The sequence below is a fragment of the Devosia sp. J20-27 genome (assembly GCF_055808595.1).
Map to the genome: position 1 here is coordinate 2,079,009 of NZ_CM147875.1, position 26,185 is coordinate 2,105,193.

A 26,185-nucleotide genomic window follows, 5' to 3' on the forward strand; every position below is an offset into this window, starting at 1 on the left:
GAGATTTTTCATGAGCGAGTATCGATATCTGGGCCGCAGCGCGCTGAAGGTTTCGCCGCTTTGCCTCGGGACCATGATGTTTGGCGCCCAGACGCCGGACGACGTGGCCGCCCGCATTGTCGACAGCGCCCGGGCGCATGGCGTCAACTTCATCGACACGGCCGACGTCTACAATGGCGGCGCTTCCGAGGAGGTGGTCGGCCGCCTTATCAAGGCGGATCGCGACGACTGGGTGCTGGCCACCAAGTTCGCCAATGCGCCGCGCGAGGGCGCCAATATCGGCGGCTATTCGCGCAAGTGGATCTTCCAGACGGTGGATGACTCGCTGAGGCGCCTCGGCACCGACTACATCGACCTGCTCTACATCCACAAGCCGGTGCTCGGGGCGCCCATCGAGGAACCATTGCGGGCGCTGGGCGATCTCATCGCGCAGGGCAAGATCCGCTATTACGGCGTCTCCAATTTCCGCGGCTGGCGCATTGCCGAGATCGCGCAGACCGCCGACCGGCTGGGCATGGATCGTCCGGTCGCCAGCCAGCCGCTCTACAACATCGTCAACCGCACGGCCGAGGTGGAACAGATGCCGGCCGCGTCGGCCTACGGCCTGGGCAACGTGCCCTACAGCCCGCTGGCACGCGGCATCCTCACCGGCAAATACAGCGCCGGCAGCGCACCAGCGGAAGACTCCCGCGCCGGCCGCGGCGACAAGCGCATGCACGAGGTGGAGTTCCGCGATGAATCCATGGTCGCCGCCAAGGCCATCGCCGATCGCGCCCAGGCCAAAGGCATGTCGGCGGCCGATTTCGCCATCGCCTGGGCACTGGCCAATCCGCTGGTGTCCTCGCTGATCGGCGGGCCGCGCACCGAGGAGCAGTGGGAGGGCTACCTCCGCGCCCTTGCCGTCACGCTCGACGCCGACGACGAGGCCTTTGTCGACGGCCTGGTGGCGCCCGGCCATCCGTCGACCCCGGGCTTTACCGACCCGGCCTATCCGGTCGAGGGCCGCCCGGCGCGCGGCTGATCTCTGCGGTGGCCCCAGCGTATTGCCGGGGTCACAGCTGCGGCCAACGCCCGTAAACCATAAATCCACGTCGCCGCTGACTCGGCGGCCGGCCCGCGTTAAGGTTTCATCAACCATACGTGGGAGGTTGTCATGCGCGTTCCATCCATCGGCCTGACACTTGATGAACGCCGCATCGTGCGTGAAGGCACCCAGCTGGCCGAGCGCCTGATGCGCGACTATAGCGACACCTCATGGCCCGGTCTGCTGCCGCTTGCCGCCGCATGGCTGGCGACGGCCCGCCAGTCGATGCAGGGCGTCTACCGGGTCATCGTTCGCGGCTGAGTGGTCATCCCCACCTGAAAGTGAAACCTCGTTTCACGTCGGAAGTTATGTTGGCTTCCAGATGTGTGAGGTTTTGCGATGCACGACTTTCCCAAAACGCCGTTTCCCGAACAGCAGCAGCCCTATCCGGGGCTGGCCAGCCGCATGGACCCGGTGCCCGATCATGGCGAGACGAGCTATCGCGGGTCTGATCGGCTCGTGGGCAAGAAATCCCTCATTACCGGCGGCGACTCCGGCATCGGCCGTGCCGTGGCCATTGCCTTTGCGCGCGAGGGGGCGGACGTCGCCATCTCCTATCTCAACGAGGACGAGGACGCCGCCGAGGTCAAGGCCGTCATCGAGGCTTGCGGCCGCAAGTGCCTGCTGCTGCCCGGCGACATTGCCAGTCCCGAGCACTGCCGCAACCTGATCGCGCAGACCGTCGAGGCCTTCGGTGGGATCGACGTGCTGGTCAACAACGCAGCGCATCAGTCCTATTACGAAACGATCGAGGAAATCCCCGACGAGGAGTGGGAGACGACCTTGGCCGTCAACATTTCGGCGATGTTCTATCTGTGCAAGGCTGCCGTGCCGCATATGAAGCAGGGCGCCTCGATCATCAATACGGCCTCCAAGCAGGCCGATGAGCCGAGCCCGGAACTTCTGGCTTATGCAGTGACCAAGGGCGCCATCCAGAATTTCAGCGCCGGGCTGGCGCAGCAACTCGCCAGGCGTTGCATCCGGGTCAATACCGTGGCCCCGGGTCCGGTCTGGACGCCGCTCGGTCCGGCCAGCCTGCCGGTTTCCAACATCGTCGATTTCGGCAAGCAGGTGCCGATGGGTCGGCCTGCCCAGCCGCGCGAACTCGCGCCGGCCTACGTGCTGCTGGCCAGCGACGAGGCCAGCTACATGTCGGCGGCCACCATTGCGGTCACCGGCGGCAAGCCGGTGATGTAGCAGTTCAGGCGCGATCGGATCCGGGCCGGGATGCCTCGTTGCGGAGCGGGTGGCCGAGCAACCGTTGGTACTCGGCTTCCGCCACGCCGTAGCAGCCGCCGGCGATCTCCTCGAGCTTGCTGCGGTCGATGACGCGGACATTGCCCCGCGTGGCGCGGATGGCGCCGAGGCCCTCGAGGATGTGGATCTCGTTGGTGACGCCGGAGCGCCGCACTCCGAGCATCAGCGCCAGGAATTCGTGCGTCAGCGACAGGTCATTGCCGTCGAGGCGGTCGTGGCACATCAGCAGCCAGCGGGCCAGCCGCTCGTTCATGTTGTAGCGGGCATTGGCCAATACCGATTGCGCCAGCTGGATTTCGCACGCATGCACGTAGCGCAGGAAGTATTCGCGCACGGGCGTTGCCTGCGCGGTGAGCTGCAGCAGCAGGTCGGCACGCAGCCGCACGCCTGAACCGGCAACCTGCAGGAAAGTCTGGTTGGGCGTGCTGGTCGTGCCGAGAAACACATGGGCGCCGGACATGCCTTCCGGGCCGATGTGCCCGACCTCGACGCTTTCATTGTCGGGACTGCTGGCAACGACCGAGGCGAGGCCGCTCTCGATGAAATAGACCCATTCGGTCGGCTCGCCCGTCGCCACAAGGCTCGTGCGCAGCGGCAGTTCGACGAATTCGAGGTGGGGTTGGATGCGCGCGAGGAAATCGGCGGGCAGGGCAGCGAGCAGCCGGTTCCGATACAAGGCCCGGTCGTTTGAAGACACGGTTGTGCACCCTCCGCTCGGGGAGGAGCCCGGCCTCATGCCAGTCCACGTCACAGCTCAGGCAATAGTGAGCTTATGCAGTATTCAGAAATAGAGGGCGACGCATTGTACGGTTTCGACGCAGACCACGTCGGCGGTGAGGCCAGACTATAGCACCAGAAACCCTGATCGTGCTCGCAGTCACTCGCGACCCGGCGCGCCAGGAACACAAAGGCATATGCCTCATTATTCTTGACCGGGCCGGCTCCTCGATATAGGAAGGCATATGCCTCACCATTCCAGCCCGCTCGACCTTGCCTTTTACGCCCTCAGCGATCCGACGCGTCGCGCCGTGCTGTCGCGGCTGGCCGAGGGGGAATTGCCGGTGAGCGCGCTAGCCGAGCCGTTCGACATGGCGCTGCCCTCCTTCGCCCAGCACCTCAGGGTGCTGGAAGAGTGCGGGCTGATCGCCAGCGAGAAGCGCGGGCGCAGCCGCTGGTGCCGGCTGGAGCAGGCGCGCTTTGACGAGGCGGCAAGCTGGATGCAGGCCGAGCGCCGGCGCTGGGCCGAGCGGCTGGATCGGCTCGAAGGCTATCTGGACAGGACGGAATAGGACGATGACAGACACCACACGACTGTTCGAGACCTGGTCGATCGATCGCGAGATCGTGCTGGTGAAGCTGCTCAAGCATCCGCGCAGCAAGGTGTTTGCGGCCTGGCTCGATCCTGCGGCGCTGGCCGAATGGTACGGCCCGGCCGGGCTTCGCATCGAAACCCACGAGGCCGATATCCGCGAGGGCGGGGTCTGGCGCTTCGATATGGTGGGCGAGTTCGAAGGCAAGCCGCAGCGCTTCCCCAACCTCATGCGGTTCGTGCAGATCGTGCCGGACGAGCGGATCGTCATCGATTACGGCACCCCCGAGCCCGACGATCCCGACCGCTTCTACATGACCGTTACGTTCGACGCACAGGCCGATGGCAAGACGGTGCTGACCATGCGCCAGCTCCATCCCAGCCGCGAACGGCGGCAGGCGGTCATCGACTTCGGCGCGGTCGAGTACGGCCTGCAAACCCTCGACGGCCTCGCCGCCTGGCTCGACCGCTGAGCGGGTGGCGGGTCGTTCTGCATCGCCTCGCTTTGACTCATGTCAACGCACCGCTCCGGCGATGACCTACAAGAGACCCCTCTCCTGGGCTTGGGGTTGCGATGAGCAAGTGGCTATTGATCCCGCTGATCATTCTGGCATTGGGCGTCATTGCCGTTGCAGTCATCTGGGCGGTCGCCAACGCCAGCTATGGTGCCCGGATGGCGGAGGCGGAGGCGGCGTGGGCCGATATTGCCGGCAGGGCGCAGGCGGCCACCGCGGTCTACAGCCCTGAGCTCGTCGCTGATCTCCCCGAAATCGCGCGGCGCTATTTCAGCCATGCCATCGCGCCCGGCACGCCGCTGGCGTCCACGGTGGAACTGCAGATGGGCGGGCAGTTCCTGCTCGGCGCGAAAGACAATCCACAGAGCTTCGAGATGACGGCGCGGCAGATCCTGGGGCCACCCGGGGAGTTCATCTGGATCGCCGAGATGCGTTCCGGACCGACGATGGTCAGCGGCACCGATGCGCTCTACCAGTCGCATGCCTGGATGCGCTTTTTCCTGTTCTGGTCGATCCCGCTGGTGCAGGTGGCCGCCACGGAAGGGCTCGACCGTTCCGCCCTGGTGCGTCCGGCGCTGGAGGCGATCTGGCTGCCTGCGGCGCTGCTGCCGGGCAATGGCGTCACCTGGGAGCAGACCGGACCCCATCAGGCCAGGATCACCATCGGCCCGGACGGGGCGGTCGAAATGACCATGACCCTCGCCGAAGATGGCCGCGTCATCGATATCGTGGCGCCGCGCTGGAGCGACGCCAACCCGGAGCGTGAATACCGCCTGCAGCCCTTCGGCGGCACGGTGGAAGCCGAACGGAGCTTCGGCGGTTTCACCATTCCAAGCGTCGTGCACGTCGGCAATTTCTACGGCACCGACGCGTTCTTTCCGTTCTTCAACGCCACCATCACGGCGGCGCGGTACTATTGAGGGCCGGGCCGCCACGTTGCGGCGGCCCTGATGCGTCTATTCCGGCTTGCGGGGGACGCCCCAGTCGTCACGACCTTCCTTGGCGTCGGTGCCGAGCCCCAGGCCCTTGCCGGCCGAGGTCTCCTCATCGGTGCCGCCCAGATCGAAGCCGGGGCGATCCACCTTCTCGTCGTCGTCCGTCGATTTGGCGGCGGCGTCCTGTCCGTCGGCATCGTCCGGCGCGGGACGCTGGTTGGTGGGGATGTCCTTATATTCGTCGACCTGCACGCCCGTGCTGTCGAGGCTCTGGCCGGGCGGGCGCTGGGCCTTGTCGCGATTGCTCAGGATGTCGTTCTTGCGAACCTTCTCGTCATCCAGATTGGTCATTGCGCCACTGCCGCTTTGTTGACCTGCTGCCATGATTTGATCTCCCTTGTTGGTCGCATCGCGCGACGTTCGATGGAAGCCAACGGTTCGGTCCTGCCATGGTTGCATGTCCGGGCCGGCTGGCAGCCGCCCGCTTGCCCGTCTCCGCCACAATCTCCCCCCTTTCCCCTGCCACCCCTGCCGGCGGGTGCCGGGGTGGGCAGGCGGCGTGTGCTGCCTTATGCTTGCTCCAGTGATTTGCGGGAGATTTCATGACTAAGGAGCGGCTTGCCGAGTTGAGGCAATCCATTCGCGTCGCCACGCTCGCCGACGAGGCCGCGGCGCTGACCCGGCTGACCGAGGATGCACGGCTGAGCGAGCAGGATCGCGCCGCCATCGGCGCCCGCGCTTCGGCGCTGGTGGAAAAGGTCCGGGCTGGCAGCTCGGGCAGCATGCTCGAAAGCTTCCTTGCCGAATATGCACTCTCCACCCACGAAGGCATTGCGCTGATGTGTCTCGCCGAGGCGCTGCTGCGGGTGCCCGATACGCGCACCATCGACGACCTGATCGAGGACAAGATCGCCAGCAGCACCTGGCTCGACCATTTCGATCGCGAGAACTCGCCGCTGGTCAATGTCTCCACCCTGGCGCTGACCCTGACCGGGGAAGTGCTGCGCGATTCCGGCGCCGGCATTGCCGGCACCATCAAGGGCTTCGTGCAACGCATCGGCGAGCCGGTGATCCGCTCGGCGGTGCTGCAGGCCATGAAGATCCTGGGCGGCCAGTTCGTGCTCGGCCGCAATATCGAGGAAGCAACGCGGCTGGCGAAAAGGCGCGAGCGCGACGGCTATTCGTTCTCCTACGACATGCTGGGCGAGGCGGCCCGCACCGAGGCCGACGCCAAGCGCTACCGCGCCGCCTATGCCGATGCCATTGCGGTCCTCGCGATGCGGTCCTCGGCCGGCAGCGTGCGCGACAATCCGGGTGTCTCGGTCAAGCTCTCGGCGCTGCATCCGCGCTATGAGTTCGCCAAGCGCGAGCGCGTCATGACCGAGCTGGTCGATCGCACGCTGGCGCTGGCGCTGATGGCGCGCGGCGCCAATATGGGCTTCAACATCGATGCCGAGGAAGCCGACCGGCTCGACCTGTCGCTCGATGTCATTGCCGCCGTGCTGGCCGATGAGCGGCTGGCCGGCTGGGACGGGTTCGGCGTCGTCGTGCAGGCCTACGGGCCGCGCGCCAGCGGCGTCATCGACTGGCTGGAAACGCTGGCCGAACAGCATGACCGGCGGCTGATGGTGCGGCTGGTCAAGGGCGCCTACTGGGACGCCGAGATCAAGCGCGCCCAGGTGCTCGGGCTCGATGGCTTCCCGGTGTTCTCGCGCAAGGCCGCCACCGATATCAGTTACATCGCCAATGCCCGCCGGCTGCTCGAAAAACGGGCGCGGCTCTACCCGCAGTTCGCCACCCACAATGCCCACAGCGTCGCCGCCGTGCTGCATCTGGCGGGCGAGCTGCAGGCCTCGCCGCAGGAGTACGAGTTCCAGCGGCTGCATGGCATGGGCGAGCGGCTGCACGACATTCTCAAGGACGACGAGGGCACCCGCACGCGCATCTATGCGCCGGTGGGCCGGCACTCCGATCTCCTCGCCTATCTGGTGCGCCGTCTGCTCGAAAACGGCGCCAATGGCAGCTTCGTCAACATGATCGCCAATCGTGATGTGCCCACCGCCGACGTGGTGCGCGATCCGTTCAGCGCCGTCGACAGCGAGGTGGCGCGGGTCAAGCCGCCGACCGGTCTCTTCTCCCCCCTGCGGCAGAATTCGCGCGGCCTCGATCTCAGCGACCCGCTGATCGTCGAACGTCTCGACCGGCGGCGCGGCGGCTTTGCCGAGCGCAGCTGGAGCGCCGCTCCGATCGTTGACGGCGACGTGGCCGGCACCGAGGTGCATGCCGTCACCAATCCGGCCAATGGCAGCAAGGTCGGCGACGTCACCTTTGCCGCGCTGGACGATGTGAACACCGCCATCGATGCGGCCGAGCGTCATTCGCTCGACTGGTCGTCGCGGCCCGTCTCCGAGCGGGCGCAACTGCTGCGCCGCGTTGCCGATCTCTACGAGAACCACGCCTCCGAACTCTTCGCGCTGGCCGCCCGCGAGGCCGGCAAGACGCTGCCCGACTGCGTCGGCGAAGTGCGCGAGGCAGTCGACTTCCTGCGCTACTACGCCTCGGAAGCTGAAAGCGGCATCAGCTGGAGCCCGCGCGGCGTCTTTGCCTGCATCTCGCCGTGGAACTTCCCGCTCGCCATCTTCACCGGCCAGATCGCCGCGGCGCTGGCCACCGGCAATTGTGTTGTCGCCAAGCCGGCAGAGGCCACGCCGCTGATTGCGGCGCGGGCGGTCGAACTGATGCTCGAGGCCGGCATCCCCAAGGGCGTCATCCAGCTGCTGCCCGGTGCCGGCACGGTCATCGGCAATGCGCTGGTCTCGGACCCGCGCATCGGTGGCGTCTGCTTCACCGGCTCCTTGCCGACGGCCAAGTCCATCGACCTTGCCATGGCCGAGTATCTGCCGTCCGACGCCGTGCTGATCGCTGAAACCGGCGGGCTCAACGCCATGATCGTGGATTCCACCGCGCTGCCCGAACAGGCGGTGCGCGATATCCTGGCCTCGGCCTTCCAGTCGGCGGGGCAACGCTGCTCGGCGCTGCGCATCCTCTACGTCCAGGAGGAGGCCGCCGAGCGCACGCTCGAGATGCTCTATGGCGCCATGGACGAACTGACACTGGGCGATCCCTGGCACCTGAGCACCGATGTCGGTCCGGTCATCGATGAGCGGGCGCTCACCGAGATCCGCACCTATTGCGCCAGCTTCGAGGAGCGCGGCGCGCTGCTCAAGCAATTGAAAGTGCCCGCAGAGGGGACATTCGCCGCCCCGACGGTGCTCAAGGTCGACGGCATCGAGGACATGCCCAAGGAAATCTTCGGCCCGGTGCTGCATGTCGCCACCTTCAAGGCCGAGAATCTCGACAAGGTCATCGCCTCCATCAATGCGGCCGGCTACGGGCTCACCTTCGGCCTGCATTCACGCATCGATGCGCGGGTGGAGCATGTGTCGGAGCAGGTCAGGGCCGGCAATATCTACGTCAACCGCAACCAGATCGGTGCCGTTGTCGGTTCGCAGCCCTTCGGCGGCGAGGGACTGTCGGGCACGGGCCCGAAGGCGGGTGGCCCGAGCTATCTGCCGCGGTTCTCGCGGGCGGCGGCCGCCGCACCGGTCTCGGACAGCATCAATGGTCTCTCCGGTCTCTCCATCGGCTTTGCGATTTCCGCCGTCGACCAGGTGCGCGGGGCGCTCGACAAGGTGCCGTTCGCGCCGATCATCACCGATCTGCCGGGCCCGACCGGCGAGGCCAACAGCCTGCTGCATCTGCCGCGTGGCGTCGTCCTCTGCATCGGGCCGGACGAGGCGTCCGCCCGCATCCAGGCGCAACTGGCGCTGGCGCACAACAATGGCGTGCTGGTGATCGCGCCGGGCGGGCAGCGCATCGCCAAGGAACTGGGTGCCGACGGCGCGGTCATCGGCGGGGTCGACAAGCGGCTCTCGCCGGCCGCCATCGAGGCTGGCCTCAGCGTCGATGCGATCATGCATTTCGGCGACGATGCGGCTCTGCGGCCATGGCGGCAGGCCCTGGCGCGGCGCGAAGGGCCAATCGTGCCGTTGATCGGCAACGAGGTCTGTGCCAGCCGGCTGTTCATCGAGCGTCACATCTGCGTCGATACCACGGCCTCGGGTGGTAATGCCGAGTTGCTCGCGGGGCCGGGCGCGGCATAAACTGATCACCATGCGCAACCGGGTCGTGAGCATCGCTGTCGGTCTGCTTGTGTGGCTGGCAGCCATGAGCCTCGCCACGGCCGCCAGTCTCGATGGCATCCTTGCAGCCGGCAAGGTCCGGGTCGGGGTCTGCCTCGCCTCCGAACCGGCCGGCTTTCGCGACGGCGAGGGCAAGCCGCGCGGCTACGATGTCGATGTGGTCACGCTGCTGGCGGCGCAGCTCGGCGTGCGGCTCGAGCTCATCGAGGTGACCGTTCCCACCCGCATGCACTATCTCGAAAGCGAGGTGATCGACATCCTCGCCTGCAACCTGACGGCCACCACATCGCGGGCGCTGCAGTTCGATTTTTCGATGCCTTACCTGCGCACCGGCATCAAGATGCTGGTGCAGCGCGACAGCGGCATTTCCGGTTTTTCCGCGCTGGGTCCGCGCCGCAAGGTGGTGGTGGGGCGCGGCACCACCGCCGACGCCCTGCTCAGGGCACGGGCGCCCGAGGCGCAGGCGGTCTATGTCAGCAGCACCGCCGAGGCCTCGCTGCTGATGCAGCAGGGGCTCGCCGATGCCTATCTGCAGGACAGCCTGATGATCGACTACCTGGCGCTGGCCTATCCCGGCCAGGTCGAGGCGCTGCCCGAGACCTATTCGTTCGATGCCATCTGCTTCGGCATCCGCAAGGGCAATCCCGAGCTGCTGCGCTGGCTCGATCTCTTCGCCTCGATCTATGTCTCGTCCGGCACCTACCGGCAGACCTATGCCCGCTGGTGGGGCGGCGAACCGCCGCCACTGACGCCGATCTGGTAGGCCGGACTAAAGTGTCGCGGCCGCCAACAGCAGGAAGCCGCCGACCAGGCCGGTATTGATCAGCGTGGCGCCGACATGCGGGCTCTGCTCGTCCTTGGGAAAGGTCCAGTACGGGTGCACGATCAGCGTTGCGGCGATGATGAACACGGCCTCGCCCAGCGCCGCCCACGGCGTCAGGATGCCCAACATCATGCCGGCGCCGCAGAGCGTCTGCACCACCAGCCCGGCAATGGTCACCGGCCGGGCATTGGGCACCTTGCGGCTCGCCATCAGCGTCACCAGACGCTCGAGGTTGACGAAGTTGCGGATGCCCGCGATCAGAAATGCGCCTCCGATGAGGACGCGCCCGAGCAGAAACACCCAGGACGGCAGGTCAGTCGGCATCGAGAGTTCCCCCAACTCGCGGCGGCCGGGTGGCCGCAAACTCAATATGGATCAGTGATTCAGTCGCTCAGAAGGCCTTGCCGTCCGGGCCGAAGACATGCGTCCGCGCCGGATCGACATAGGCGGCGACGGTTGTCCCTAGCGCAATCTGCTGCTGGCCGTCCATGGCAATGGTCAGCGGCTGCTTGTCGGTGGTGGTGGTGTAGAGCATGGTCGAGCCACCCAGATGTTCCACCAGATCGACGCGCACGTCGGTCAGCTTGACGCCGCTGTCGGGCTGGATGGTGATGTGTTCGGGCCGGACGCCGAACGTCACCTTGTTGCCATCGGCGCCGGCAGCGCGCTGCAGTTCGATGGCCGAGCTGCCCAGCTGCACCTTGCCGCCGTCGACCTTGCCTTCGAGGAAGTTCATCTTGGGCGAGCCGATGAAGCCGGCGACGAAGCGATTGGCCGGGTTGTTGTAGAGGTCGAGCGGCGCCCCGACCTGCTCGATCACACCGGCCTGCAGCACGACGATCTTGTCGGCCATGGTCATGGCCTCCACCTGGTCGTGCGTCACGTAGATCATGGTGTTTCCCAGATCGTTGTGCAGCTTGGCGATCTCGACGCGCATCTGCACGCGCAGTTCGGCGTCGAGGTTGCTGAGCGGTTCGTCGAACAGGAAGATGCGGGGCTCGCGCACGATGGCACGGCCGATGGCGACGCGCTGGCGCTGGCCGCCCGAGAGCTGCTTGGGACGGCGCTTGAGCAGCGGCCCGATCTGCAGAATCTCGGCGGCGCGCTGCACGCGCACCTCGATCTCCTGCTTGGGGACGCGCGCTGTCTCCAGCCCGAAGGCGAGGTTCTGATACACCGTCATGTGCGGGTAGAGCGCGTAGCTCTGGAACACCATGGCGATGCCGCGCTTGGCCGCCGGCATGGCATTCATGCGCTGGCCATCGATCAGCAGGTCGCCGCCGGTGATCGGCTCGAGGCCGGCAATCATGCGCAGCAGGGTGGATTTGCCGCAGCCCGAAGGGCCGACGAAGACCACGAACTCACCCGGATCGATCTGCAGGTCGATGCCGTGGATGACCTCGACATCACCGTAGCGCTTGAAGACCTTGTTGAGGACGACGCTGGTCGACATCAGGCAGTTCCCCCGTGCGAAGCTGGCAGCCAGCTGCGGTATTTTGGATGCTCGGGGCCGATGGGCATGGTGACCTCGGTCCGGGTTTCCGATGAATGATAGAAGGCGGTGACGATCTCGAGCGCGCGGCGCGAGTCCGTGCTGGTGACCGGCAGTGGCCCCTTGCCCATCAGGTGGTCGTGGAAGCGGGCCATCTGCGTCTGGAAGCGCGGCGGCACATCGGTCCAGTCCTTGAGCAGCGCATCGATGGCCTGCTTGGTCTCGTCGTTGCGCGGCAGGATCTTCCACAGCGCGGCGCCGGGGTTGTAGGGCGCATGATCGCTCTCGAAGGTGACGTTCTCGAAGGCGAGGCGGATACGGGTGATCTCGTCGGCGGAGCCGAGCGAGGCGGTGAACGAGCCCAGCGCGCCCGATTCCAGTTCCACCGAGGCCGAGATGCAGTCCTCGACCTCGATCGGATTGACGCGCGTCGCCACGCGCCCGTAGAGCGATTTCACCGGCCCCATCAGGTAGACGAACATGTCGTGGGGATGGATGGCGTGGCCCATCAGGACGCCGCCCAGTTCGGTCTTCCACTTGCCGCGCCAGGGCACGGCGTAATATTTGGCGTCGCGCCGCCACAGGGTTTCCACCGTGCCGACATAGGGCTTGCCGGCGAGACCGGCGTCGATGATCGCCTTGGCCTGCTGCACGCCATTGCCGAAGCGGTACTGGAACACCGGCATCAGGATGCCCTTGCTCTGCTGTTCGGCGGCGATGACCTCGTCGACCTCCTTGAGCGAGCCGACCAGCGGCTTCTCGCAGATCACGTGCTTGTCGGCTTTCAGGCCGGCCATGATCATCTCGTAATGCACGCCGGGCGGGGTGCAGATGTCGAGGATGTCGAGGTCGTCCATGGCCAGCAGGTCGTCGAAACTGGCGGTCCGCCGCTCGACGCCGAACTCGTCGGCCAGCGTGTTCATCCGCTCCTGGTCGAGGTCGCAGATGGCGATAACCTTGAACTTGTCGGGATTGGTGGCATAGCCCTCGACGATATGGCTGCGGCCGATGCCGCCACCGACGACGGCGACTGTCTTGATCTGGCTCATTGCTGCCACGCGGTTCCCTGTTCGGCCAGACGCTGCGCGTCGAGGGCCAGTTCCATGGCCTTGAAGCAGTGTGCCTGCGTCATGGCGGTCTCGGTACGGTTCTGCACATCGGCGATCAGTGCCGGGCCGTAGGGCAGGGCGACATTGGAGCAGTCGATATACTGCGTGCCCTTCTGGTTGACGAGGAACAGATGGTCCTTGCCCGGCCGGCCGGCGATGTCGATGTACTTGCGCAGCTCGATATAGCCTTCGGTGCCCAGGATGGTCAGCCGGCCGTCGCCCCAGGTGCCCAGCCCTTCGGGCGTGAACCAGTCGAGGCGCACATAGCCGGTGGTGTTGGGCGTGCGCAGGTGCATGTCGCCAACGTCCTGCAGGCCCGGCCGGTCGGGATGGGCGCGGTTGTTGACGGTGGCCGAGATCACCTCGGCATCGAGCGTATTGGAAAAGAACAGGAACTGCTCGCACTGGTGGCTGCCGATATCGCAGAGGATGCCGCCATAGCGCTTGCGGTCGTAGAACCAGTCGGGCCGCTGGTTGTTGCGGATGGCATGCGGGCCAAGACCGACAGTGTGGATGACCTCGCCGATGGCGCCGGCCTGCACCAGTTCGCCGGCCTTGACCGTCGAGCGGGTCTCGAAATGCTCGGAATAGCAGACCGAGAAGATGCGGCCGGTCTCGGCCTGCACCTGTTTGATGGCGTCGAGCTGGGCGTGGCTGGTCATGCCCGGCTTGTCGCTCATCACGTCCTTGCCGTGGCGCATGGCCTCGATCGAGATGTCGGCGCGCTCGTTCAGGATGGCGGAGGTGAGCACCATTTCGATGGACTTGTCCTCGAGAATGGCCCGCCGGTCGGCGACCCGCTTGGCCTGCGGATACTTGTCGCCGAAGGGCTTGGCCAGATCGTCCTCGAGGGCGTGGAAGGCGACGAACTCGGCGCCGGCCGCCAAGAGGCAGTCGACCTGCCCGTAGATATGGCTGTGATTGATGCCGATGGCGGCGAAGCGGATGGTCATGGCTTTACTCGTCGTATTTGGAACTAGCGCTTCATGCCCGTGGTGGCGATGCCCTCGATGAGCAGCCGCTGGAAGAACAGGAAGAACAGGAAGATGGGGACAAGGCTGAGCACGCTCATGGCGAACAGCCCGCCATAGTCGGACTGGCCGGTGGAGTCGGTGAAGGTGCGCAGGCCCAGCATGACGGTATATTGGCGCAGGTCGCTGAGGTAGATCAGCGGGCCGAAGAAGTCGTCCCAGGTCCAGATGAAGGTGAAGATGGCGGCCGTGGCCAGCACCGGGGTGGAGAGCGGCAGGATGACTTTCCAGTAGATGCGCCACGGGCCGGCGCCATCCATGCGCGCTGCCTCATCGAGCTCACGCGGCAGGCCGCGGAAGAACTGCACCATCAGGAAGATGAAGAAGGCGTCCGAGGCGAGGAACTTGGGCACGATCAGCGGCAGGAAGGTGTTCACCCAGCCCAGGTTGAGGAACAGCACATATTGCGGGATGAGCGTCACCTGGTAGGGCAGCATGAGCGTCATCAGCATCATGGCGAACCAGAACTTGCGTCCGGCGAACTCTAGCCGCGCAAAGGCATAGGCGGCCAGCGAACAGGCGAACACATTGCCGATCACGCTGAGCAGCGAGATGGTCAGCGAGTTGAGGAAGAAGACGCCGAAGCCGACCTTCACGCCGTTCCAGCCGCGGAAATAGGAGTCGATGCTCCAGTTCGCCGACGGCAGGATGGAGGCGCCCGAGCCGAAAATCTCGTTCTCGGGCCGGAACGAGGCCGCCAGCAGCCAGAGCAGCGGATAGAGCATCAGGATCGAGACACCGATCAGCAGCACATGCGCCACGATCGAAAGCAGGCGGCGCCGTGTGCGGCGGCCCGGGTCGTCTTCGGTCACAACGGTCAGCCGGGTCACATCAGTCGTCATAGTGCACCCAGTATTTCGACGTCAGGAAGGAGAAGGCGGTGAACAGCGCCACGATGGCCAGCAGGACCCAGGCGAGCGCCGAGGCGTAGCCCATGCGGAAGAAGCCGAAGGCCTCCTGGAACAAATAGAGCGTGTAGAACAGCGTCGAGTTGATCGGTGCGCCGGTGCCGCCGGAAATGATGAAGGCCGGGGTGAAGCTCTTGAAGGCCTCGATGGTCTGGATGATGGCATTGAAGAACACCACCGGCGTCAGCATGGGCAGGGTGATCTTCCAGAACTGGCGCCACTTGCTGGCGCCGTCGATGCTGGCGGCCTCGTACATGTCCTGCGGGATCTGCCGCATGCCGGCGAGGAAGATGATCATCGGCGAGCCGAACTGCCAGATGCTCAGGATGATCAGTGTCCATAGCGAATAGCGCGGATTGGAAATCCAGCTCGGGCCGATGATGCCGAAATTGGCGAGCACCTGATTGACCAGTCCGTCGCCGGCAAAGATCTGGCGCCAGAGAATGGCGATGGCCACCGAGGCGCCGAGCAGGCTGGGCAGGTAGAAGAGAGCGCGATAGAGCGGCAGGCCGCGCATGCCGCGGTTGAGCAGCAGCGCCACGCCCAGCGCGAAGGCGAGCTTGAGCGGCACCGAAAAGACGACGAAGAACATCGTCACATGCATGGAAGCGGCGAATTTGGGGTCCGCGGTGAACATACGGACATAGTTGTTGAAGCCGGCCCAGCGGGGCGGGGTCAGCAGATCGAAATCGGTAAAGCTCAGATAGAGCGACGTCACGATCGGGCCGATGGTCAGGCCGAAAAAGCCGATGAACCAGGGCAGCAGGAACATATAGCCGGGGGCGTGGTTCTCCCACACCCCCGACCAGATTGATGGTTTGACCGCGCCGCGTGCGGCTTGAGTGGTCGTGGCTTGCGCGGTCATTCGACGGTCCTAATCAGGCGGCCCGGTTCAGGATGGCAGCAGCTTCGGTGACGAAGTACTTGCCGGCGTCTTCGGAGCTGCGGGCACCGAAAGCGACTTCCTGGCTCAACACGCGCAGCAGCGACGAGTTGATTTCACCGGCAGCGGCCGGCGGCGGCGGCGGCAACGGGCCGAGCAGGTCGCCAAGGTTGGCCACGAACTCGAGAGCGATCTTGCTCTGCGGGTCGAGGGTCGGGCTGATCGCCTCGCGGATGGCTGCCGAGCAGGGGATGCCGCGTTCGACACCCAAAATATTGCCGGCTGCCGGATCATTGACGAAGAAGCTGAGATAGGCCGCAGCCAGTTCCTTGTTGGCCGACGAACCGCCCACCGAAAAGAACATCGAGGGCTTGCGGTAGTGGCCGCCACCGACGCCGGGCGCGATGCGCGGATAGCTGGTGATGGTCAGCTTGTCGGTCGTCAGCGACTGGTAGGCCACCAGCTGGTTGGAGTTCGACGGCATCATCGCGGCCTTGCCGAGAATGACCATCGTGGTTTCCATCGGGCCGTTGGTGTCGAGGGCCTGGGTTTCCGCATCGACGCAGACGCCGGCGGCGCGCATTTCTTCCCACAGCTTGAACCAGGCAATGGCCTGTTCCTCGCCGAAGCCCAGCTTGCCATCGGCAGTGTAGAGCGCGAGGCCCTGCTGACGCAGCCAGTTGTCGAGCATCGGCTCGGTGCCCGAACCGTCGCTGATGACCTTCATGCCACCGCGGATGTTCTTGGACTTGAAGGCCTCGCCCATGGCGCGGATGTCGTCATAGGTGGTGTCGCGGTTCGGCGGCTCGACGCCGGCTTCCTCGAAGGCCGCCAGGTTGACCAGCTGGGCCACCGAGTTGGCACCCAGGCTGATGCCGTAGAGCTTGCCGTCGACCTTGCCGCCTTCGAGCTGGTCGGAGTCGAAATCGTCGAGCTTGAGGGTGCCGCCGACGAATTCATCGAGCGGCGCGATGGCGTTACGCTTGGCGTATTCGACGATGTAGCGGTAGTCCATCTGGACGATGTCGGGCGAATTGCCGCCGGCCGTCTCGGTCGCCAGCTTGGGCCAGTAGTCGCCCCAGCCGAGGAAGCTGCTGTCGACTTCGGCGCCGCCGGGAGCGGTCTTGAACAGGTCGTTGACGCCGTAAGTGCGGTCGGCGCGGTTCTGACCGCCCCAGAACAGCTGGCGCAGGCGTGCATCCTGCGCAAAAGCCGGGCCGACGGCACCGGCGGCGAGCAGCGCGGTGCTGCCCAACAGGAATTGGCGTCTATCAACGCGAAGAGTCATGTGTAGTCCTCCCACAGGATGTTGCCGGAAGTTCCGGCAGCTAGGTCATCAAGCGGCCTCCGCCGCTAAATAACTAACTGGTTACAACCTTCCGCTGTAATACTTTCGGTGTCAAGCGGTTCGGCTAAGCCGTTCATATGTCGTTCATATCTGGGGCGATTTTGCGTCAGGAGCGCTTCGTGCGCAGGTAATCGAGCACCATCTGGACTGCTTGCGCCTCGCGCTCCTGAATCATGGCGAACTGGCTCAGGTCGCGGTCGAAGATGACGCTCAGGGTGCGCATGTTCGAGACGTAGAAATATCCCAGGCCGGCGATCGAGATGTAGAGCTGCATGGGGTCGATATCGGTGCGGAAGACACCCGACTGGCTGCCGCGCCTGAGGATGTCGCGCAGTTCGCTGACGAGCGGCGAGTGCAGTGCCGGGATGTCCTTGATGTCTTCGAGGAAGCGGGCGTTCTGCAGGTTCTCGATGGCGAGAAGCCTTGGAAACCAAGGGTTTGCGAGGAAATGCCGGAATGTGAAGCGGACCAGCCGGTCCATCGCCTCGACCGGGTCGAACTGGCCGAGCGAGAGCTCGCGCTCGCCGCGCCGGATCTCCTGGTAGGCGTCGAGCAGCACCGCCGAATAGAGCGCTTCCTTGTTGCCGTAGTAGTGGTAGAGCAGCCGCTTGTTGGCCTTGGCGCGGGCCGCGATGGCGTCGACACGGGCGCCGTTGAGGCCCTGCTCGCAGAACTCGTCGCGCGCCGCCTTCAGAATCTCGGCCTTGGTGCGTTCCGCGTCGCGCGTCCGGGGCTTGCTGCCTGCCAGTTCTTCGATTGCCATTGCTTGTCCCCGCGCCCCGGATTCATATCAGACTGCCTGCCCAAGCCATCACCTTTGGCGGGCGAAGGGGACCGAAACGATCAAAATAAAATTTTCGCCGCGCCGCGACCGGAATGGCGCTTCGCTTGACGGAGGACTGTAGCTGCGTGTATCTAAGTAACCAAGCAGTTACAAAATTGAGGGAGAGGATGGTCATGGCTGAGCGTCGGCTTGGGTTGATCATGCACGGTGTCACCGGGCGCATGGGCTACAACCAGCATCTGGTGCGGTCGGTGCTGGCGATACGCGATCAGGGCGGCCTCGTGCTCGCCAATGGCGACCGGCTGATGCCCGATCCGATCATTGTGGGCCGCGATCGCGAGAAAATCCAGCGGCTGGCCGAAAAGCACCACATCGCCCGCTGGTCGACAGATCTCGACGAAGCTCTCGCCAATCCCGACGACACGGTCTTCTTTGACGCCGGCACCACGCAGATGCGCGCCGACCTGCTGTCGCGCGCCATCGACGCGGGCAAGCATGTCTATTGCGAAAAGCCGGTCTCGGACGATCTCGACACCGCCGTGACGCTGGCCAAAAAGGCGAAGGCCTCCGGGATCAAGCATGGCGTCGTGCAGGACAAGCTGTTCCTGCCCGGCCTGCTCAAGCTCAAGATGCTGCGCGACAGCGGCTTTTTCGGTCGCATCCTGTCGGTGCGCGGCGAGTTCGGCTACTGGGTGTTCGAGGGCGACTGGCAGCCGGCGCAGCGGCCCTCGTGGAACTACCGCACCGCCGATGGCGGCGGCATCATCCTCGATATGCTCTGCCACTGGCGCTACGTGCTCGATAACCTCTTCGGCGAAGTGCAGGCCCTGTCCTGCCTCGGCGCCACGCATATTCCCGAGCGCGTCGACGAGAAGGGCAACAGCTACACCGCCGACGCCGATGACGCGGCCTATGCCACCTTCCAGCTGGAGGGCGGCGTGGTCGCCCATATCAATTCGAGCTGGGATGTGCGCGTCCGCCGCGACGATCTCGTGACGTTCCAGGTCGACGGCACGCATGGCTCGGCCGTGGCGGGCCTCCACAAGTGCTTCACCCAGCACCGGGTCAACACGCCCAAGCCGGTGTGGAATCCGGATCAGCCGCAGACCATCAACTTCTTCGAGAACTGGGAAGAAGTGCCGGACAACATTCCGGCCGACAACGGCTTCAAGGTGCAGTGGGAAATGTTCCTCAGGCATGTCGTCGACGATGCTCCCTGGCCCTACGGGCTGGAGCAGGGCGCCAAGGGCGTGCAGTTGGCCATGCTCGGCCTGCAGAGCTGGAAAGAACGCCGCTGGCTCGACGTGCCGGCATTGGGGATTTGAGGATGAATGCGCTCGGCCTCTCAACCGGCCTCCCCTCCCCCTTGAGGGGAGGGGCCGGGGGTGGGGGTCGAGCGGTCCCTGCTTTGCCGACTGAGCCACCCCCTCCCTCGTTCCCTCCCCTCAAGGGGGAGGGAGGCCCGACTGACACGCCAGAGGTCACACATGCCTGAAATCCATCTGCCCAATCCGGACCGGACCATCACCAGCTACCGCCTCAGCGGCGAGCCGATTCCGTTCGCAAAGCACAAGGCCAGCGATTTTCCGCGCATTGCCTATGCCGCGGCGCACGTTGTCGCTGATCCGCTGGCCAGCAATGATCCGTGGCTGTCGCCGGCCATCGACTGGGACACCACCCTCAAGTTCCGCCACCGCCTCTGGGATCTCGGGCTCGGCGTGGCCGAGGCCATGGATACGGCGCAGCGCGGCATGGGGCTGGGCTGGAGCGAGGCGCAGGAACTGATTCGCCGCGCCCAGGCCGAGGCCCGCAGCCGCGACGATTCGCTGATCGCCTACGGCGCCGGGACCGACCACCTCGTGCCCGGGCCCGATGTCACCATCGACGACATCATCGCCGCCTATGAAGAGCAGGTCGGCTTTGTCGAGGGCGAGGGCGGCCGCATCATCCTGATGGCGTCGCGGGCGCTGGCCGCCGCCGCCAAGACGCCTGACGACTATGCCAGGGTCTATGGCCGCATCCTCAGCCAGGTGAAGCAGCCGGTGGTGATGCACTGGCTGGGCGAGATGTTCGATCCGGCGCTCGAGGGCTACTGGGGTCAGCCGACCCATGATGCGGCGATGGATGTCTGCCTCGATGTCATCGCGGCCCATGCCGACAAGGTCGACGGCATCAAGATCTCGCTGCTCAGCAAGGAAAAAGAAATCGCCATGCGCCGCCGCCTGCCGGCCGGCGTGCGCATGTATACCGGCGACGATTTCAACTATGCCGAACTGATCGCCGGCGACGCCGAGGGACATTCGGATGCGCTGCTCGGCATTTTCGATGCCATCGCGCCGGTCGCCTCGGCTTCGCTTGCGGCGCTCGGGCGCGGCAGCCAGAACGAGTTCTTCGAACTGCTCGAGCCCACCGTGCCGCTCAGCCGCCACATCTTTGCGGCGCCCACCCGCTTCTACAAGACCGGCGTCGTCTTCCTCGCCTATCTCAACGGGTTGCAGGAGCATTTCACGATGATCGGCGGCCAGCAGTCGACCCGTTCGCTGCAGCACCTCAGCGAACTGTTCCGCCTGGCCGACAAGGCCCGTGTTCTCGCCGACCCGGAGTTGGCGGTCGAGCGGATGCAGCGCGTGCTGGCCGTGCACGGGGTGGCGTGATGGCAGGTCGCTCGAATTTCTCAGTCGTCCTTCCCTCCCCCTTGAGGGGAGGGATCGAGGGAGGGGGTCGATGTGCTGGTCCACTGACGGACCCCCACCCCCAGCCCCTCCCCTCAAGGGGGAGGGGAGCGAGAGTCGGGTGGGCATCATGAGCGGTCAGCTCTCCATCAATCTCGCCACCACCCGCGGTTCCTGGGGCTTTGCCGAGGCCGTCGATGGCTGCCTGCGGCAGGGCATCACCGCCATCTCGCCATGGCGCGACCAGGTCGAGGCCATCGGCCTCAAGGAAGCGGCTCGCATCGTCGAGACCAACAAGCTGCGCGTCACCGGGCTCTGTCGCGGCGGCATGTTCCCCGCCGACAGTGCCGAAGGCCGGCAGAAGAACCTTGATGACAATTTCCGCGCCATCGACGAGGCCGCGGCGCTCGGCGCCGACTGTCTGGTGCTGGTGGTGGGCGGGTTGCCCGGCTCGTCAAGGGACATCGTCGGCGCCCGGCAAATGGTCAGCGATGGCATCGCCGCCATGCTGCCGCGGGCCCGCGCCGCCAACATCCCCCTCGCCATCGAGCCGTTGCATCCGATGTATGCGGCCGACCGGGCCTGCGTGAACACCATCGACCAGGCGCTCGACCTCTGCGTCGAGCTCGGTGACGGTGTCGGCGTCGCCATCGACGTCTATCACGTCTGGTGGGACCCCGACCTCGCCGGTGCCATCGCTCGGGCAGGGGACATGGGCAGGATTCTGGCCCACCACATCTGCGACTGGCTGGTGCCGACCACCGACATGCTGCTCGACCGCGGCATGATGGGCGACGGAGTCATCGACCTCAAAGCCATTCGGGCGATGATCGAGGCGGCCGGCTATCACGGCCCGCAGGAAGTCGAAATCTTCTCGCGCGACAACTGGTGGAAGCGACCCGGCGACGAGGTGGTGCAAACCTGCCTCCAACGCTTCAATTCCGTCTGCCAGGTGGACGGATAGGACCTTCGGAGCGCTTGCGCTTCCCGCCGCCGCCGCTAAGTTAGCCGCCAAAATCGAGGGGTTTCTCCATGCATATTCTGATCATTGGCGCTGCCGGCATGGTCGGCCGCAAGCTGGCTGACGCGCTGGTCAAGTCCGGTCGCGTCGGCGACAAGGCGATTTCGCAGTTCACCCTGGCCGACGTGGTGCAGCCCGTCGCACCGGCTGGATTCTCCGGCAAGGTCGAGGCGCTGGCCACCGACCTGTCGGCACCGACTGCCGCCGCACCCCTGATTGCCAAGCGTCCGGATGTGATTTTCCACCTGGCGGCGATCGTCTCGGGCGAAGCCGAAGCGGATTTCGACAAGGGCTACCGCATCAACATGGATGGCATGCGCTATCTGCTTGAAGCCATCCGCCAGGAGGGCATCAAGAACGGGCCCTATCTGCCGCGCCTCGTCTTCACCTCGTCGATCGCCGTGTTCGGCGCGCCGTTCCCCGAGGCGATCGGCGACGAATTCTTCTCGACGCCGCTGACCAGCTACGGCACCCAGAAGGCGATCTGCGAGCTGCTGCTCAACGACTATTCGCGCAAGGGCTTTGTCGACGGCGTCGGCATCCGCCTGCCCACCATCACGGTGCGCCCGGGCAAGCCGAATGCTGCGGCCTCGGGCTTTTTCTCCAACATCCTGCGCGAGCCGCTGGCCGGCCAGGAAGCGGTGCTGCCGGTTTCCAAGGATGTGCGGCACTGGTTCGCCAGCCCGCGCGCGGCGGTCGGCTTCCTGATCCGCGCCGCCGAAATGGATTCCAGCCAGCTGGGCTGGCGCCGCACCCTTTCCGCTCCAGGCCTGTCGGCGACCGTCGGCGAAGAGATCGAGGCGCTGCGCCGTGTCGCCGGCGACAAGATCGTCGCCCTGATCAAGGACGTCCCCGATCCGACCATCATCCGCATCGTCGACGGCTGGCCGCGCAATTTCGACACCAGGCGCGCCCTCGCCCTTGGCTTCAAGGCCGAGAGCAGCATGGACGAGATCATCAAGATCCACATCGAAGACGAACTGGGCGGCAAGATCGGCGGCTGACGGGCCAGCGGCCTCGGTTGGTTTGGGCCGGTGGAGGGAACTCCGCCGGCCCTTCTTGTTTTCTGCCGGTCTCACCCACCCGCCGGGGTGACACAGCGGATCCTCCCCCGCTCGCGGGGGAGGGGGCTGCCGGAAGGCGGTGGAGGGGGCAAACGGTCCCCGGTCTCAGCCAGCCCCCCGTGTCAAACCCCGATACCGGGCTGTCCGCAGTTCGCCAGCGTATTCGGCAAGTTCGGGCATGCCCGACGTCTCGGCCTCACGAATGGCGCCCTCGATATCATAGGGCACGCGGATCAGGTTGATGCCCCACGGCGCCGGCAGGTCGCTCTGGTAGGCGCCTTCGAGGACAGCGTAACAGGCCTGCGGGATATCGAGCGGATTACCGACGCTGCCGGCGTTGAACAGACAACCTGCAGGCAAGGTCTTCACGTAGCCGATGTGGATGTCGCCATAGCCGACGATGTCCGGTGTCTGTCCGTTCCCGGTGAAGTCGGTATTGCCGAACATGCCCAGATGGGTTTCGAGCGGGTCATATTGCCGGATACGATGGAAGGCGCTGATCTGCGAAGCGTGGAACAGCCGGACACGCTTGCCGCTGAGCACGAACTCGGCGGTCGCCGGCAGGTTGGCGAGAAAGCTCAGCTGGCCGTGGTCGAGTTGCTCGCGGTTCCAGACGTTGATGGGGTGGTCGGACCAGGCGTGATCGGGACTACCGATCAGCACGTCCCAGTTGCCCTGCACCGTGGCCGTGCAGAGTTCGCGACAGAGGTCGATCACTGCAGCGCCGCTCGGACCTTTGCCGATCAGGTCGCCGAGGCAATAGATCGTCTCGATGCCCCGTGCCCGAATATCGGCCAGTACCGCCTCGAGGGCGGTCATGTTGCCGTGTATGTCGGAGATGACTGCGATGCGGTCCGCCGCCGCCCTCATGCCCTTGGCTTGACCTTGCCCGCCTTCTCGTAGGCGGCCTCGACCAGCGCAAAGGTCTTGAGATTGTCTTCGGCCGAAGTGTCGGCGGGCTTGCCGGCCTTCAGGCGCTCCAGCAGATGCCGGCAGGTGCGCAGCACGCTGTCCTGGGCGACGTGCCAGGGGCGTTCCGCCCAAGGCAGCACGGCAGGGTCCTCTTCGAGGATGTGCATGCGGCCATTGCTGGTGACCTCGATGCGCGAGCCGATGCGCGAGACGATGGCACCCTTGTCGCCCTCGATCTCGACCAGGGTTTCGGGGAACGGATCGGGGATGCGCCGCGCGCCATAGCTGCATTCGACCACCGAGACGGCGCCGGAGGTGTGGCGCAGCAGCATGGTGGCGGTATCCTCGCCCGCGACATCGGGATTGCGGTGCTGCAGTTCGGCGGTGAGGTGGTCCACCTCGCCCAGCAGCACCCGGGCGATGTCCAGCACATGCACGCCGAGGTCGATGAGGACGAAGCGCTCTTCCTTGGCCAGATAGGGTTGCCCGGAATAGATGTCGTAGCCGGTGCGAAAGCCGATGCGGCCCCAGCTGGGGGTGCCGATGGCGCCCGAGCGGATGGTTTCCGCCACCGTCAGCAGCGGCTGCTGGAAGCGGAAGTTCTCGTGCACGGCGAGCCAGAGGCCGCGCACCTCGGCCGCGGCAACCATGCGGCGGACCTCGGCAATGTTCTGGCCGAACGGCTTTTGCACAATGGTGGGGACGCGGTGGCGCATGGCCATCTCGACCAGCGGCAGGTGCGTGCGCATCTGCGTGGCGATGTCGACAAGTCCAAGCGCGCTCTCGCGGAACATGGTCTCGGCATCGGTGTACCACTTGGGCACGCCGAACTTTTCCGCCGCTGCCCTGGCCCTGGCTTCATCGACGTCGCAGACGGCGACCAGATCGACGCCTTCTGCCTCCAGATCCTTCCAGGCGTGCAGATGGTTCTGCGCGAAAAATCCGCAGCCGATCAGGCCGAGGCGGATGCGGGCTGCCACTAGTCCTCTCCCTTGCTCAACTGGATCGCCTTGCGCCGCGCAATGTCGAGATACTCGGTCGGCACGGCCGAACTAGGCTGCCAGATGATGTCGCGCAAGGCCGCCACCGGCAGCTTGGGCTTGCGGTCCTCGTCGTAGAGACCGTTCTTTTCCTGCTGCGTGTCGGTGATCTGCGTGTAGCAGAAGCCGGCGAGCTCGGGGCTGGCATAGATGGCGGCGAAGAGGTCGCGCAGGATGCCGAGATATTCTTCGTCGCTGCCGACGGTGGCGTAGCCCATCCAGTTGTCGCCGGCCGCCGGGTGGTAGGAAATGCCGCCGAACTCGGTCAGCATCACCGGCTGGTCGCGATCGTCGTCGACGAGGCGCTGGCGCTTGCGGTTGGGCTTCATGCTGTCGAGCGTTCCGGCAATGGCCGCGGCGCTGCCGAAGCGCTCGGTCAACTGGCTGCCGTGCTGGGTGTAGTCGTGGATGCCCAGGATATCGGAGACAGTGTGCTCCCAGCCCTCGTTGGAGATCACCGGACGGGTCGGGTCGAGGGCCTTGGTCAGGTGGTACATGGCGCTGGCATAGGCCTGCTGCGCCGGGTTGCGGGCAATGTCCTCGACGCCCCAGCTCTCGTTGATCGGCACCCAGGTGACGATGCAGGGGTTGGAGCGGTCGCGCTCGACCACGCTCATCCACTCGCGGGTGAAACGCTCGACCGCGGCCGGGCTGAACTCGTAGGCATTGGGCATCTCGCCCCAGACCAGCAGGCCGAGATGATCGGCCCAGTAGAGAAAGCGCGGATCCTCCACCTTCTGGTGGATGCGGCAGGCGTTGAAGCCGAGTGCCTTGATCAGTTCGACTTCCTCGCGCAGCGCATCGGGGCTGGGGGCGGCGAGGTGCGACTTCGGCCAGAAGCCCTGCTCGAGCACGGAGCGGACGAAGTAGGGCCGGTCGTTGAGCAGGAAGCGGCCGCTGCCGATGCCGGCACTGCGCAGACCGAAATAGCTCTCCACCGTGTCGATCGGCACGCCGTCCTCGGACAGCAGCGCCGCCGCCACGGTGATGATATTGGGGTTCTCGGGTGACCAGTAGAGGTCGTTGCGCTGCTGGCCGTTCCTGGCGCGTGGAATGCTGACCGACGTCTCGATGGTGTCCTTGGACACGTGCACCTGCTGCACGGCGAGAAGTTCGTCGCCCTTGCGCAAGGTCACCGACAGCCAGCCTTCGTGGCCGTGGTTGAGCCGCGCGTCGACAGTCACGCAATTGCGCGTCAGGTCGGGGCTCAGGTGAAAACTGGTGAGATAGGTCGCCGGCACCGGCTCGAGCCAGACCGGCTGCCAGATGCCGGTGGTGCGGTCGTACCAGATGGCGTGCGGGGTCGGCTCCCAGTCCTGCTTGCCACGCGGCATGGTGCCGTCGAGCGGCTGGTCCTCGGCACGGACGACCACGGTCTGGTCGGTTTCGTCCGAGAGGCAACTGGTGATGTCCACCGAAAACGGGCTGTGCCCGCCCTCGTGAGTGGCCACCAGGTTGCCGTTGACCCAGACATGGGCGCGATAGTCGACGGCGCCGAAATGCAGGAGCAGCCTTTCGCCTTCCCCCGGCATGGTGGAAAAATTGCGCCGGTACCAGACGACCGGGTGATATCCCTTGTCGTTGATGCCCGACAGCTCGCTCTCGGGCGGAAACGGCACCTCGATCTGCCGCAGGAAGCGCTCGGGGTATTCGAACCAGCGGCCTTCGAGGCCGGCATTGTCGTCGTCGTAGGTGAATTCCCACGTGCCGCAAAGGTCATACCAGCGCTGGCGGGTCAGCCGCGGACGCGGGTGCAGTTCAGTATCGGTCATTGTTCCCTCGGTTCGTCAAAACCG

At 65.5% G+C, this 26,185-nt stretch carries 25 protein-coding genes; 12 read left to right on the forward strand and 13 right to left on the reverse strand.

Annotation, left to right across the window (positions count from 1 at the left end; all coding sequences use genetic code 11):
- Window positions 1-10 precede the first annotated feature (10 nt).
- From AC0L4C_RS10130 to AC0L4C_RS10140, 3 genes are all read left to right on the forward strand, one after another.
- Window positions 11-1,021 carry an aldo/keto reductase gene (locus AC0L4C_RS10130; RefSeq protein WP_473399415.1) on the forward strand — a complete coding sequence of 337 codons (1,011 nt, stop codon included), beginning with the start codon at window positions 11-13 and terminating at the stop codon, window positions 1,019-1,021.
- Window positions 1,022-1,153: 132 nt separating this feature from the next.
- Window positions 1,154-1,345: a hypothetical protein gene (locus AC0L4C_RS10135; protein ID WP_473399416.1), complete on the forward strand. Its 192-nt coding sequence runs from the start codon at window positions 1,154-1,156 to the stop codon at window positions 1,343-1,345.
- 78 nt (window positions 1,346-1,423) lie between these two features.
- Window positions 1,424-2,281, forward strand: a complete 858-nt coding sequence (locus AC0L4C_RS10140; protein ID WP_473399417.1) for an SDR family oxidoreductase — start codon at window positions 1,424-1,426, stop codon at window positions 2,279-2,281.
- Window positions 2,282-2,285: 4 nt separating this feature from the next.
- Here the strand turns inward: AC0L4C_RS10140 and AC0L4C_RS10145 are convergent, their stop codons facing one another.
- Window positions 2,286-3,077, reverse strand: a complete 792-nt coding sequence (locus AC0L4C_RS10145; protein ID WP_473399418.1) for a Crp/Fnr family transcriptional regulator — start codon at window positions 3,075-3,077, stop codon at window positions 2,286-2,288.
- A gap of 226 nt (window positions 3,078-3,303) precedes the next feature.
- Here AC0L4C_RS10145 and AC0L4C_RS10150 point away from each other — a divergent pair, with 226 nt between their 5' ends.
- From AC0L4C_RS10150 to AC0L4C_RS10160, 3 genes are all read left to right on the forward strand, one after another.
- Window positions 3,304-3,630 (forward strand): ArsR/SmtB family transcription factor, encoded by a 327-nt coding sequence (locus AC0L4C_RS10150; RefSeq protein WP_473399419.1) that lies wholly within the window; start codon window positions 3,304-3,306, stop codon window positions 3,628-3,630.
- A gap of 4 nt (window positions 3,631-3,634) precedes the next feature.
- Window positions 3,635-4,123, forward strand: coding sequence for an SRPBCC family protein (locus AC0L4C_RS10155; protein ID WP_473399420.1), 489 nt, complete (start codon window positions 3,635-3,637; stop codon window positions 4,121-4,123).
- Window positions 4,124-4,224: 101 nt separating this feature from the next.
- Window positions 4,225-5,085, forward strand: a complete 861-nt coding sequence (locus tag AC0L4C_RS10160) for a DUF6544 family protein (RefSeq protein WP_473399421.1) — start codon at window positions 4,225-4,227, stop codon at window positions 5,083-5,085.
- Between the two features lie 36 nt (window positions 5,086-5,121).
- Here the strand turns inward: AC0L4C_RS10160 and AC0L4C_RS10165 are convergent, their stop codons facing one another.
- Window positions 5,122-5,451: a hypothetical protein gene (locus tag AC0L4C_RS10165; protein WP_473399422.1), complete on the reverse strand. Its 330-nt coding sequence runs from the start codon at window positions 5,449-5,451 to the stop codon at window positions 5,122-5,124.
- Window positions 5,452-5,702: 251 nt separating this feature from the next.
- Here AC0L4C_RS10165 and putA point away from each other — a divergent pair, with 251 nt between their 5' ends.
- Window positions 5,703-9,263: a bifunctional proline dehydrogenase/L-glutamate gamma-semialdehyde dehydrogenase PutA gene (gene putA / locus AC0L4C_RS10170; RefSeq protein WP_473399423.1), complete on the forward strand. Its 3,561-nt coding sequence runs from the start codon at window positions 5,703-5,705 to the stop codon at window positions 9,261-9,263.
- 25 nt (window positions 9,264-9,288) lie between these two features.
- Entirely contained in the window at window positions 9,289-10,065 is a 777-nt protein-coding gene (locus tag AC0L4C_RS10175) for a transporter substrate-binding domain-containing protein (RefSeq protein ID WP_473399424.1), read from the forward strand.
- Window positions 10,066-10,071: 6 nt separating this feature from the next.
- Here the strand turns inward: AC0L4C_RS10175 and AC0L4C_RS10180 are convergent, their stop codons facing one another.
- From AC0L4C_RS10180 to AC0L4C_RS10215, 8 genes are all read right to left on the reverse strand, one after another.
- Window positions 10,072-10,449 (reverse strand): DoxX family protein, encoded by a 378-nt coding sequence (locus AC0L4C_RS10180; RefSeq protein ID WP_473399426.1) that lies wholly within the window; start codon window positions 10,447-10,449, stop codon window positions 10,072-10,074.
- A 67-nt stretch (window positions 10,450-10,516) separates the two neighbouring features.
- Entirely contained in the window at window positions 10,517-11,578 is a 1,062-nt protein-coding gene (locus AC0L4C_RS10185) for an ABC transporter ATP-binding protein (RefSeq protein WP_473399427.1), read from the reverse strand.
- The gene (locus AC0L4C_RS10190) at window positions 11,578-12,666 is read right to left on the reverse strand and encodes a Gfo/Idh/MocA family protein (protein WP_473399428.1); all 1,089 of its coding nucleotides are present in this window, start codon (window positions 12,664-12,666) and stop codon (window positions 11,578-11,580) included. Before AC0L4C_RS10190 ends, AC0L4C_RS10185 begins: the two co-directional genes overlap by 1 nt.
- The gene (locus AC0L4C_RS10195) at window positions 12,663-13,679 is read right to left on the reverse strand and encodes a Gfo/Idh/MocA family protein (RefSeq protein WP_473399429.1); all 1,017 of its coding nucleotides are present in this window, start codon (window positions 13,677-13,679) and stop codon (window positions 12,663-12,665) included. The genes AC0L4C_RS10190 and AC0L4C_RS10195 overlap by 4 nt, the downstream gene beginning before the upstream one ends.
- A gap of 23 nt (window positions 13,680-13,702) precedes the next feature.
- Window positions 13,703-14,482 (reverse strand): carbohydrate ABC transporter permease, encoded by a 780-nt coding sequence (locus AC0L4C_RS10200; RefSeq protein ID WP_473403496.1) that lies wholly within the window; start codon window positions 14,480-14,482, stop codon window positions 13,703-13,705.
- Window positions 14,483-14,588: 106 nt separating this feature from the next.
- Window positions 14,589-15,437, reverse strand: coding sequence for a carbohydrate ABC transporter permease (locus AC0L4C_RS10205; RefSeq protein ID WP_473403497.1), 849 nt, complete (start codon window positions 15,435-15,437; stop codon window positions 14,589-14,591).
- Window positions 15,438-15,543: 106 nt separating this feature from the next.
- On the reverse strand, window positions 15,544-16,836 hold the full coding sequence (locus tag AC0L4C_RS10210; protein ID WP_473399430.1) for an ABC transporter substrate-binding protein: 1,293 nt from the start codon (window positions 16,834-16,836) through the stop codon (window positions 15,544-15,546).
- A 166-nt stretch (window positions 16,837-17,002) separates the two neighbouring features.
- The gene (locus AC0L4C_RS10215; protein ID WP_473399431.1) at window positions 17,003-17,659 is read right to left on the reverse strand and encodes a TetR/AcrR family transcriptional regulator; all 657 of its coding nucleotides are present in this window, start codon (window positions 17,657-17,659) and stop codon (window positions 17,003-17,005) included.
- A gap of 194 nt (window positions 17,660-17,853) precedes the next feature.
- On the opposite strand from AC0L4C_RS10215, the gene AC0L4C_RS10220 reads away from it, so the two are divergent.
- The 4 genes from AC0L4C_RS10220 (at window position 17,854) to denD (ending at window position 22,377) form a co-directional block, all read left to right on the forward strand.
- Window positions 17,854-19,005 carry a Gfo/Idh/MocA family protein gene (locus AC0L4C_RS10220; protein WP_473399432.1) on the forward strand — a complete coding sequence of 384 codons (1,152 nt, stop codon included), beginning with the start codon at window positions 17,854-17,856 and terminating at the stop codon, window positions 19,003-19,005.
- A 162-nt stretch (window positions 19,006-19,167) separates the two neighbouring features.
- On the forward strand, window positions 19,168-20,334 hold the full coding sequence (locus AC0L4C_RS10225; RefSeq protein ID WP_473399434.1) for a dihydrodipicolinate synthase family protein: 1,167 nt from the start codon (window positions 19,168-19,170) through the stop codon (window positions 20,332-20,334).
- Window positions 20,335-20,482: 148 nt separating this feature from the next.
- Window positions 20,483-21,316 carry a sugar phosphate isomerase/epimerase family protein gene (locus AC0L4C_RS10230; RefSeq protein ID WP_473399435.1) on the forward strand — a complete coding sequence of 278 codons (834 nt, stop codon included), beginning with the start codon at window positions 20,483-20,485 and terminating at the stop codon, window positions 21,314-21,316.
- Between the two features lie 68 nt (window positions 21,317-21,384).
- Entirely contained in the window at window positions 21,385-22,377 is a 993-nt protein-coding gene (denD, locus tag AC0L4C_RS10235) for a D-erythronate dehydrogenase (RefSeq protein WP_473399436.1), read from the forward strand.
- 165 nt (window positions 22,378-22,542) lie between these two features.
- Here denD and AC0L4C_RS10240 read toward each other — a convergent pair whose 3' ends face one another.
- From AC0L4C_RS10240 to AC0L4C_RS10250, 3 genes are read right to left on the reverse strand one after another with little or no spacing between them, the layout of a single operon-like run.
- A complete protein-coding gene (locus AC0L4C_RS10240; RefSeq protein WP_473399437.1) occupies window positions 22,543-23,307 on the reverse strand; it encodes a metallophosphoesterase family protein in 765 nt (254 codons plus the stop codon).
- Window positions 23,304-24,329: a Gfo/Idh/MocA family protein gene (locus tag AC0L4C_RS10245; RefSeq protein ID WP_473399438.1), complete on the reverse strand. Its 1,026-nt coding sequence runs from the start codon at window positions 24,327-24,329 to the stop codon at window positions 23,304-23,306. Before AC0L4C_RS10245 ends, AC0L4C_RS10240 begins: the two co-directional genes overlap by 4 nt.
- Window positions 24,329-26,161, reverse strand: coding sequence for a glycoside hydrolase family 2 protein (locus AC0L4C_RS10250; RefSeq protein WP_473399439.1), 1,833 nt, complete (start codon window positions 26,159-26,161; stop codon window positions 24,329-24,331). The genes AC0L4C_RS10245 and AC0L4C_RS10250 overlap by 1 nt, the downstream gene beginning before the upstream one ends.
- Window positions 26,162-26,185: the final 24 nt, after the last annotated feature.